We start from the raw sequence: 9,821 nt of genomic DNA, 5'->3' as shown, positions 1-9,821 counted from the left end.
GGCCGCGGTGCCGCGGGCGCTGCCGGCGCGGACCGAGGCCGAACCCGCCGCGGCGGCCGAAACCGCCCAGGCCGACGCCGAAAGCGAAGAGCGCGTGTTGCGCATCACCGCGCGCAGCCTCAATCGTCTGCTCGGCCTGGCCGGCGAGTCGCTGGTGGTGTCGCGCTGGCTCGATCCCTATATCCGCTCGCTGAGCCGGCTCAAGCGGCTGCAGCAGGACAGCGCGCTGGCGCTGGACCGGTTGGCCGACGTGTCGCCGGGCATGTCGCGCGATCCGCATGCGAACGCGCTGCTGATGGAAGCGCGCTCGGCGATCGCCGAGTCGCAGCGGCAGCTCGCCGACCGCATCGCGCAACTGGACCTGTTCGAACGCCGCATCGCCAGCGTCGCCCACCGCCTCTACGACGAGGCCTTGTCGAGCCATATGCGGCCGTTCGCCGACGGCACCCGGGGGTTCAAGCGCATGGTCCGCGACCTGGCGCGCGAACTCGGCAAGGAGGCGCGGCTGGAGATCGTCGGCGCCAAGACCCAGGTCGACCGCGACGTGCTCGCCAAGCTCGAAGCGCCGCTCGGCCATCTGCTGCGCAATGCGGTCGACCACGGCATCGAGTCGCCCGAGCAGCGCCGCGCCAGCGACAAGCCCGCCGGCGGCCTGGTGCGGCTGGAGGCGCACCACGTCTCCGGGTTGCTCGAAATCACCATCGAGGACGACGGACGCGGCATCGATCTGGAACGGGTGCGCAGCATCGTCGTCTCCCGGCGCCTGGCCGACGAGGACACCGCCTCGCGCCTGAGCGAGGCGGAATTGCTGGAGTTCCTGTTCCTGCCGGGCTTCACCCTGCGCGAGGTGGTCACCGAGATATCCGGGCGCGGGGTCGGACTCGACGCCGTGCAGAACATGGTCAAGCAACTGCGCGGCACGGTCCGGCTGTCCTCGCAGGCCGGCGGCGGCACCCGCTTCCAGTTGCTGCTGCCGCTGACGACCTCGGTGCTGCGCGCGCTGGTGGTCGAGATCGGCGCGGAAGCCTATGCCTTTCCCCTGACCCAGATCGTCTGCACCGCGATGGTCGCGCGCGACGACGTGCACTGGCTCGAAGGGCGCCAGCATTTCCAGTTGAACGGCCGCCGTATCGGCCTGGTCTCGGCGCAGCAGGTGCTCGGCGGCGCAGAGGCCAAGGCCGCGCCGGAACAACTGCATGTGATCGTGCTCGGCGCGCCCGGCGGCGGTCACGAATACGGCCTGGCGGTGGAGCGTTTCCGCGGCGTCAGCGAGCTGGTGGTGCAGTCGTTGCCGAGCCAGCTGGGCAAGGTCAAGGACATCAGCGCCGGCGCCCTGCTCGACGACGGCACCCCGGTGCTGATCGTCGACATCGAGGACCTGCTGCGTTCGGTCGAGCGGCTGGTCTCGACCGGCCGGCTGACCCAGCTGCGTTACGACGACAGCGCTCAGACCGCGACCCGCAAGCGGGTGCTGGTGGTCGACGATTCACTCACCGTGCGCGAGCTGGAACGCAAACTGATCGAAAGCGGAGGGTACGTGGTCGAAGTGGCGGTAGACGGGATGGACGGCTGGAACGCGGTGCGCGCGGGTCATTTCGACCTGGTCGTCACCGACATCGACATGCCGCGCATGGACGGCATCGAGCTGGTCGGCCTGATCAAGAAAGACCCGCGCCTGCGCAGCGTGCCGGTCATGATCGTGTCGTACAAGGACCGCGAGGAAGACCGCCGGCGCGGCCTCGATGCCGGCGCCGATTTCTATCTGACCAAGGGCGGCTTCCATGAGGAAGCGCTGTTGCAGGCGGTGGTCGACCTGATCGGCGAGGCCGCCGCATGAGGATCGGCATCGTCAACGACCTGGCGCTGGCGGTGGAAGCGCTGCGCCGCGCGATCGGCCGGCGCAGCGAACACCGCATCGCCTGGACCGCCGCCAGCGGCGAGGAGGCGGTGGAGCGCTGCGCCCAGGACACGCCCGACTTGGTGCTGATGGACCTGCTGATGCCGGGCATGGGCGGAGTCGAAGCGACGCGCCGGATCATGGCGCGCAGCCCCTGCGCGATCCTGGTGGTGACCGCCAGCGTCGGCGGCAACGCCTCGCTGGTGTTCGAGGCGATGGGCCACGGCGCCATCGATGCCACCGACGTGCCGACCCTCGGCATCGACGACCATGCCGGGGCGAAGGAACTGCTGGCCAAGATCGACCTGATCGGACGCCTGATCGGCGATGCGCCGTCGCGGCAGGCCAAGCTGCCGCCGCCGCGCCGCACTCGCGCCAAGCGCCTGGTCGCGATCGGCGCCTCCGCCGGCGGCCCGGCGGCGCTGGCCGAGTTGCTCGGCGGCTTGCCGGCCGGTTTCCCGGCCGCGATCGTCGTGGTCCAGCACATCGACGAGAAGTTCGCCGCCAGTATGGCCGACTGGCTCAACCGCTTTTCCGCCAACCCGGTGCGCCTGGCGCGGCCGGGCGACCGGCCGAGCGCCGGCAGCGTGTTGCTGGCCGGCACCAACGAGCATCTCGTGCTCGAACCCGACGGCGCGCTGGCCTATACGCCCGAGCCGGTGGAACAACCGTACCGGCCTTCGGTCGACGTGTTCTTCGAAAGCATCAACAAGGACTGGCCCGGCGAGATCGTCGGCGTGCTGCTGACCGGGATGGGACGCGACGGCGCCAGCGGTCTGCACGCGCTGCGCCTGCGCGGCCATCACACCATCGCCCAGGACCAGGCCAGCAGCGCCGTCTACGGCATGCCCAAGGCGGCCGCCGATCGCGGCGCCGCCGTCGACATTCTTCCCCTCGATCGAATCGCAGCGAAATTGCGGTCGCTGTTCGGGGACACCAGGAACGAAGCCCCATGACCGAGCCTTCTTCGAGCGTTACCCCGGCCGCGCCGCGCCAGCGCCGGTTCGTCGTGTTGCTGGTCGACGACCAGCCGATCATCGGCGAGGCGGTGCGGCGGGCGATCGCCAGCGAGCAGGACATCGAGTTCCACTACTGCAGTTCGGCCAGCGACGCGGTCGCGACCGCCGAGACCCTGCAGCCGACGGTGATCATGCAGGACCTGGTGATGCCCGGGGTCGACGGCATGACCCTGGTGCATCTGTATCGGATGCATGCGAGCCTGCGCAACGTGCCGATCGTGGTGCTGTCGAGCAAGGAGGACGCGGCGGTGAAAAGCCAGGCCTTCGCCACCGGCGCCGCCGATTACCTGGTCAAGTTGCCCGACCCGATCGAGCTGATCGCACGCATCCGCCACCACTCGCAGGCCTATCTCAACCAGATCGAACGCGACGCGGCCTATCGCGCGCTTAGCGAGAACCAGCAAAAGCTGCTGGAAATGAACGAAGTGCTGCGCCGGCTCAGCGACGTCGACGGCCTCACCGGGCTCAACAACCGCCGCTACCTCGACAGCTATCTCGACACCGAATGGCGCCGCGCGGTGCGCGAGCGGGACGATTTCTCGATCCTCATGGTCGATGTCGACAACTTCAAGGTCTACAACGACGCCTACGGCCATCTGATCGGCGACGAAGCCCTCAAGGCGGTGGCCGGGGCGATGCAGCGTTGCGCGCAGCGCCCGGCCGACGTCGCCGCGCGTTTCGGCGGCGAAGAGTTCGCCCTGGTGCTGCCGTCGACGCCGGCCGAAGGCGCGCGCCGCGTCGCCGAGCAGATCTGCGCCAGCGTCTACGAGTTGGCGATCCCGAACACCGCCGCCGAGATCGGCCGCGTCACCGTCAGCGTCGGCGGCGCGACCTACTCGCCGTGCAGCGGGGAGTCCTACGAACCCTTGCTCGAAGCGGCGGACTTCGCCCTCTACGAAGCCAAGCGCGCCGGCAAGAGCCGGGCGATCCATCGCGAACTGCCCTGAGTCGCCGCCTTGCGGCGGCCGATGCGCGCGATCGCCGCCGCCGGTTCGTCGCGGCGCAGGCATTCCGAGGCCCTTCGCGGACGATCACAGAGGTCCGGCACGCACCGACGTCGTCCGTCGGCGATGAAATCACCGGTGACCGCGGCCTTCGATCGGGCCGCGGCGGTCGGTAGCGGTGGACCTGGACAGGCCGCTGCGGCGTATACCCGCGGCCTGCGATCCGCGATCAGGCCGCGGCGGCCTGCAGCAGCGCGAGTTGCTCGCGCAGCGATTCGTTTTCGGCGGTCAGCTCGGCTACGCGTTGGCGCAGCGCCAGTACCTGGTCGGCGAGCGCGGCGTCCAGCGCCGAGGTTTCGCCCTCATCGCCTTCGCGCGGTTCGCGCGGCTTGCGCCGCGATTCGCGCACGCGCTTGGCCGCTTCCTTGAGTTCACTCTTGCCGGCCAGGGCGGCGGCGCGCTGTTCGTCTTCAGGCAAGGTCGCGACCGCGGCGGCGGCATTGAGCGAAAGCGTGCCGGACTTGACCGCGGCGACCACTTCCGGTGCCGCCTGCTTGTGGATGGTTTCTATCAGGCCGACCTGGGCGGTGCTCAGGCGCGCCTCGCGGGCGATCTCGCCGCGTTGCTTGCGCGCGCCCGGCGCCGGCTTGGCCGCGGCGGCCACTGCGGGTTGCGGCGCATGGGCGCCCGGTTCGGGTGCCGAGGTGTCCCAGGGCGCGTCGTCGTTGCCGGTGTCGGCGGTGGCCGGCGCGGCTGCAGCGGCCGCGCGCTCGGCCAGGATCTCGCGCTTGCGCAGGGCCAGCACGCCGCGCTGGAAGTCCGACACGCTGCGGCGGCCTAGGTGTTGGTCGATCATCCACAGGTAGACGTCGTCGATCGACTGGAAGCGCGGGTTCTGCACGGTCTGGAACGGCAGGCCGTGCTTGCGGCAGATACCGTAGCGGTTGTGGCCGTCGACCAGCACGTCGCCCCACAGCACCAGTGCGTCGCGACAACCCTCGGCGAGGATGCTGCGCTCGAGCGCTTCGTGCTCCTCCTCGGTCAGCGGGTCGATGTAGGCCTTGAGCTCTTCGTTGACGACGATTTCCATGACGGGCACTGCAACTTCGGGCGCGGCATTGTAGGCAGATGCGACGCGCCGGTCAGCCCTGTGCCCATCCTGGCCTGCGGCGGTGCCGGTCGGGTTGTGTCGACGCAATGCGGCCGAGGCGCCGGATCGGCCGGCAGCGGCGAGGGCTCAGTGCGGGCGCATCGGCATCGGACGGGTCCGGTCCTGGGGGTCGGGCGCGGCGGCTGGCATGGACGCCTGGGCGTTCAGCGCGGCGAGTTCGCGCATCGATTCGGCGACCGGCGTCTTCGCCGCCTCGGCGGCCGGCATCTGCGCGCGAACATGGGCCGGATCGCGCGGATCGCCCTGGACCACGAACAACTGCTCCGGCTGGCCCGGGGCGTGACCGGCGACGACCTGGTCGACGCGGCTCAAACCGCTGCGCTTGGCCAGCACCAGCAGACTCGCGGCGGTGCGTTCGCCGTCCGCGCCGCGCACCAGGCCCTGGCCCTGCTGGATCGCGGCGACGCCGGCGCGGACCTGTCCGTACAAGCGGTGGTCCGGATGCCCGGCCAGGCGCGGGTCGGACGGTGGCGCGGCCGGCAGCGACGGGCGCCGCATGGCTTCGTCGAACGGATTGTGCGGGCGATCGGGCAGGTGGCGCAGGATCTCGCCGGCCACGCCGCGCGCGCCTTGCGCGAGCGCCGCGCCGATCGATGCGCCCTCCCGGGTCAGCAGCATGTCGCTGCGGTACTTGTCGAACATCGGCCGATGCTGCTGCGCCAGCCGCTGTGCCTGCGGGTCGTCGAGCACCGAGCGGTCGCGGCGGCCCGCGCCGTCGAGCGGAAGGAAGTGATGCATGCGATGCGACTCCCAGCCGGCCGCGGCCGCGGGCAGGGCGTAGCGGATATCGAGGCGGTCGCCGTTGTCGGCATAGCGGCCGACCCGGATCAGCGTCTCCACCTCTTGGTCGACCGCATACATGCGGACCCGGCCGAAATGGCGGCCGGCGGCGCTGACGAGGTCGCCGGCCATGACGTGATTGAGCACTTGCGTACCGCCTTCCGGGATGCGCTCGCGCAGGCTCGCCGCGCCATAGGGATTGAAGGTTTCGCCGTTGAGGCCGTAGCGGTAGGCGCTGATCTGCGCCAGGCAGCCGCCTAGCGAATGGCCGGTGACCGTCACCGGCACCTCGTGGCCGAGTTCGTGCTTCAGGTCTCGCGCGTATTCCATCGCGCTGCGGGTCAGGCTTAGCGCGTCGTCGGCCTGGCGATTGACGCGCGCGGCGACCATGCCGCCGTCGGCGAGCAGCCCGTCCTTGACGAATTCGCGTCCGAACTCGGTGCCGCGGTGCGCGACCACGAGCGCACCGGTGTCGAGGCGCTGATAGATCGTGCCCTGGTAACCGGACGGCCGGTCGACATGTTCGATGATCTTGTAGGTCACCTCGTCGATGCGCACCTTGTCCTCGCGACCTCGGGCGCGGCGTCCCGGCTCGTACGGGCTGTAGGCGTCGCTGGCGAGGTTGGCGTAGTGCTGGCTGCTGGTGCTCATGGCGTGCTCGTCCTCGAAATGCTCGCCCTCGGAATGAAGGTGACGGAAAAGACGTCGGGACGTATCTCTTCGCGGTAAGTGCGCGGGCCCTGGTAATCCAGGGCGACCGCGTCTTGCGGATTGACCCGTGGACGCCCGTCGCGCCAAAAATGCAGGGTGCTGCCGCGCCCGGACAGCAAGGCCTCGCCGGGCAGCGTCGGATCGATGACGATGTCGCGATGTTGCCGGTCGGCGAGGTGCAGGCCGATATGCAGGGCGGCGAGTTTCCAGCGGCAGACGCCGAGGCCGTGGTAATCCTCGTCGCGCATCGCATCGGCGTACACGGCGATGAGATAACGCTGGGGTTCGGTGCGGACATAAGTCGCCGGCAGGCTGTGCCGCGGTACCGGCCGGACCCCGGTCCCAGGCACTTCGGGCATGCACGACAGGTCCGCCACTTCGTACTGGGCCGTGCCCTGCAAGGTCAGCACCGGCCCGGGCGCGTCGTCGAGACGCAGGACGACCTCGTAACGCTGCTGCGGATGCGGATTGAGTCGGTAATGCGGCATGGTCGGCTCGGAGAGGTCGGTGCAGGCACCGAGGGCCAGGACGAAGGCGATGCCCAGGACGGGCGCGGCGGGGGCGGCGGGATGGGGGCGCCTGCGAATTCGTGGCGGAAGTGGGGCCGCAGCGCTGCGACGATCGCCGGGCGGCGCGGCAGCCGTCGACGATGCGGCGACCGGTCGCGCCGCACGCGGTGCCGCGCGATCAGGCCAGGCCATGTTCGACCGCGAGGTAGACCAGGGAGGCGTCGCCGCGGACGTCGAGCTTGTCGAACACCCGCGAGCGGATCGTGCGCACGGTCGACTCGGTGACCCGCAGCGAATCGGCGATGCGGCGAATGCTCTCGCCCTTGACCATCAACATCGCGACCTCGAGCTCGCGCGGGCTGAGCTGGTCGAACGGCGACGAGTCGAACAGCACCTGGCAGGCCAGGGCGTTGTCGAGGAAGCGGCGGCCGGCGGCGACCTCGCGCACCGCGCGCAGCACCACCAGCGGATCGCTGGTCTTGCTGACGTAGCCCAGCGCGCCTGCCGCAAGCAATCGCCGCGGGATCGGACTGCGCTCGAGCATCGACACGATCAGGACCTTGCGGTCCGGGTCCTGGCGCAGCAAGCGGCGGGTCAGGTCGAGGCCGTCGGTATCGGGCAGGTCGAAATCGCACACCACCAGGTCGAGGGCGATGGCCGGAATCCAGGCCAGCGCGTCGCGGCCGTTGGCGGCCTCGCCGACCACTTCGATGTCGCCCGCTTCTTCCAGTACCCAGCGCATTCCGGTGCGCATGAGGGGGTGATCGTCGATCATGAAGACGCGGATCATTACGAACTCTCTTGCCAAGTCAGATCCATCTGGATGACACCTAATCTCAACAAAACCCCAGAGTTGGCAAGCATCGCTTCTTGAATTTGCTTTGTGTCCACAAGAACGTAGACATTTGTCTACAAGGCGTGGCCAAACGCGCACGACGAATCAGAGTTTTCCTACAACGCGCTGCGGATTTCCGGTGCTAGCCTCACTCCCGTATTCCGCATCGCTGCGATGCATCCGCAACGACGGCGCAGCCCGCCGTCACTCCCAGGCGACGGGTCGCGAACGGCGAGGGAGCGCACGCGCCGCGGTCTACACGACCGATATCCGCTGTGCGGCACGGTCGTCGGTACGCGATCCGGCGGTTCGCCCGGCCGCGCCTCTTGCGTGGCGCGGGTCGAGTCGCACAGGCGGAATGCGCTCCAGGGAAACGCTCGGGAAACACGAACAGAAAACGGTTTGAAAACGATCGGGCAAGCGATCCGGAAAACACGGCCACGAAGCGTGCGCCGACCAACTTCCTCCAGGAGTGTTCCAAAAGTACGGGCCAAAGAAGCACCTCTCAAAGCATCTCTCGAAGCACGTCCCCGAGCGTGTCCAGGAGCACGTTCAACAGCGCGATCGTAGAAAGCGCGACGACGAAACGCGGTCCCGAACGCGGTCCGGAGAAACACCCCGGAAAGCGCGAGCCGGGAGTCGGGATCCAGCGCACTGAGTCGCGTGCGTCATGCGACACGCCGGAGCGGCCGCCGCAAGCCGCCGCCCTTGCGCCGTAGGCACCACCCTGGCGGATGACGCGGAGGTCGCGCCGTCGGGCGGGTGAGGATACGTGGGTCCGTGTCCGCGGCTGCGATGCGTAAGGTTTTTCCAGGACCGGAGGCGAAGCCTCCGGGCGACGATGGCGAGTGCGCGCTGGCGAAAGTCGCGTAGCGCAGGCGTCGGTCATCGGGACCGCCTCATCGGCGGCCCGGACTGCAACGAAAAGGGGAACGGGCATGGCCGGGATGGACCGCGTGGCGAACGGGCTGCATGAGGCGTATCTCGCCGCCATCGAGTCGGGCTTGGGCGATTTCGCCTTCTACAAGCTGATCGACGCCTACTTCAGTCAGGAAATCGACGTCTTCGGCCTGCAACTGATGGGGCGGATGATGGCCTGGGCCAGCGGCATCGCCCTGACCCTGGTGACCCTATGGGTGTTGCTGGCCGGCTATCGCATCGTCACCGGGCAGTCGCGCGAGCCGATGATGGCCTTGGCGGTCAATACGATGCGGGTCGGCGTCATCGTCGCGGTCGCCACCGGCATGTCGATGTTCGGCGGCAGCCTGCATGGCTTGTTCACCGACAGCCTCGACCGCGAAATCCATCAGGTCTTCACCGGCATCGAAGGCCGCACCGCCGCCGACAGCATCGACCAGAACCTGGCCTATACCCAGCTCGCCCTGGCCGCGATCGATGCGGTGCAGGTGGTCGACGGCGACGATGCGATGCGCGAGGAGAAAGCGCGCGCCCTGCTGTTCGCCGGGTTCGGTTCGGCCAGCCCGGCGATGACCGCCGGCGCGATGCTGTTGTTGTACAAGTTCGGCATCGCCGTGTTCGTCGGTCTCGGTCCGTTGTTCATCCTGTGCCTGATCTTCGAGCAGACCAAGGAATTGTTCCGCAAGTGGCTGTTGTACGGCCTCGGCACCTTGTTCTCGATGGCGACCCTGAGCGTGGTCACGGCGATGGCGATGAAGCTGTTGGCGAAGGTTGCGATGGCGTTCTGGGTGTCGAAGGCGTTCAACGGCATCGTCGGCCTCGACGCCGAAGGCATGACCAGCCTGGCGATGCAACAGGGCGGCATCGGCCTGATCCTGACCACCTTCATCGTCGTCGCGCCGCCGGTGGCGGCGGTGTTCTTCAACGGCACCATGGGCAACTTCGTGCATTACTCGGCCTTCGGCGGCAGCGCCGGCGCCGCACCCGCGGCCTCGGCCCGGGCCGCGACCGCGTCGCACCTGCCCGCGCCGCAGGGC

At 69.0% G+C, this 9,821-nt stretch carries 8 protein-coding genes; 4 read left to right on the top strand and 4 right to left on the bottom strand.

Translation table 11 applies throughout. The features are described 5' to 3' along the window. From ACSAMQ_RS18440 to ACSAMQ_RS18430, 3 genes are all read left to right on the top strand, one after another. The coding region (locus tag ACSAMQ_RS18440) for a hybrid sensor histidine kinase/response regulator (RefSeq protein WP_435397059.1) at nt 1-1,837 on the top strand (1,837 nt) is incomplete at its 5' end. Continuing rightward, nucleotides 1,834-2,853, top strand: coding sequence for a chemotaxis response regulator protein-glutamate methylesterase (locus ACSAMQ_RS18435; RefSeq protein WP_435397058.1), 1,020 nt, complete (start codon nt 1,834-1,836; stop codon nt 2,851-2,853). The genes ACSAMQ_RS18440 and ACSAMQ_RS18435, both read left to right, overlap by 4 nt. Then, complete coding sequence (locus ACSAMQ_RS18430) at nt 2,850-3,863, top strand: diguanylate cyclase (RefSeq protein WP_435397057.1); 1,014 nt, start codon at nt 2,850-2,852, stop codon at nt 3,861-3,863. Before ACSAMQ_RS18435 ends, ACSAMQ_RS18430 begins: the two co-directional genes overlap by 4 nt. A gap of 226 nt (nt 3,864-4,089) precedes the next feature. Here the strand turns inward: ACSAMQ_RS18430 and ACSAMQ_RS18425 are convergent, their stop codons facing one another. The 4 genes from ACSAMQ_RS18425 to ACSAMQ_RS18410 form a co-directional block, all read right to left on the bottom strand. Continuing rightward, complete coding sequence (locus ACSAMQ_RS18425) at nt 4,090-4,950, bottom strand: plasmid replication/partition related protein (RefSeq protein ID WP_435397056.1); 861 nt, start codon at nt 4,948-4,950, stop codon at nt 4,090-4,092. Nucleotides 4,951-5,097: 147 nt separating this feature from the next. Beyond that, the gene (locus tag ACSAMQ_RS18420) at nt 5,098-6,462 is read right to left on the bottom strand and encodes an XVIPCD domain-containing protein (protein ID WP_435397055.1); all 1,365 of its coding nucleotides are present in this window, start codon (nt 6,460-6,462) and stop codon (nt 5,098-5,100) included. After that, complete coding sequence (locus ACSAMQ_RS18415) at nt 6,459-7,010, bottom strand: hypothetical protein (protein ID WP_435397054.1); 552 nt, start codon at nt 7,008-7,010, stop codon at nt 6,459-6,461. The genes ACSAMQ_RS18420 and ACSAMQ_RS18415 overlap by 4 nt, the downstream gene beginning before the upstream one ends. Nucleotides 7,011-7,209: 199 nt before the next feature. Then, on the bottom strand, nt 7,210-7,821 hold the full coding sequence (locus ACSAMQ_RS18410) for a response regulator (RefSeq protein ID WP_435397053.1): 612 nt from the start codon (nt 7,819-7,821) through the stop codon (nt 7,210-7,212). A 983-nt stretch (nt 7,822-8,804) separates the two neighbouring features. Between ACSAMQ_RS18410 and ACSAMQ_RS18405 the strand changes: the two genes are divergently transcribed. Further along, nucleotides 8,805-9,821 (top strand): type IV secretion system protein (locus tag ACSAMQ_RS18405; RefSeq protein WP_435397052.1); only part of this gene is annotated, 1,017 nt, incomplete at its 3' end.

Origin of the sequence: Lysobacter sp. 1R34A (genome assembly GCF_051217035.1) — a bacterium.
In the GTDB taxonomy this organism is placed as follows: domain Bacteria; phylum Pseudomonadota; class Gammaproteobacteria; order Xanthomonadales; family Xanthomonadaceae; genus Lysobacter.
The sequence above is the reverse complement of the archived record's forward strand: the minus strand, read 5'-3'. Positions and strand labels throughout refer to the sequence as shown.

Excerpts from the sequence above, each read along its gene's own strand:
- ACSAMQ_RS18435 (WP_435397058.1), top strand. The coding sequence starts at position 1,834 with ATGAGGATCGGCATCGTCAACGACCTGGCGCTGGCGGTGGAAGCGCTG.
- ACSAMQ_RS18430 (WP_435397057.1), top strand. The coding sequence starts at position 2,850 with ATGACCGAGCCTTCTTCGAGCGTTACCCCGGCCGCGCCGCGCCAGCGC.
- ACSAMQ_RS18425 (WP_435397056.1), bottom strand. The coding sequence starts at position 4,950 with ATGGAAATCGTCGTCAACGAAGAGCTCAAGGCCTACATCGACCCGCTG.
- ACSAMQ_RS18420 (WP_435397055.1), bottom strand. The coding sequence starts at position 6,462 with ATGAGCACCAGCAGCCAGCACTACGCCAACCTCGCCAGCGACGCCTAC.
- ACSAMQ_RS18415 (WP_435397054.1), bottom strand. The coding sequence starts at position 7,010 with ATGCCGCATTACCGACTCAATCCGCATCCGCAGCAGCGTTACGAGGTC.
- ACSAMQ_RS18410 (WP_435397053.1), bottom strand. The coding sequence starts at position 7,821 with ATGATCCGCGTCTTCATGATCGACGATCACCCCCTCATGCGCACCGGA.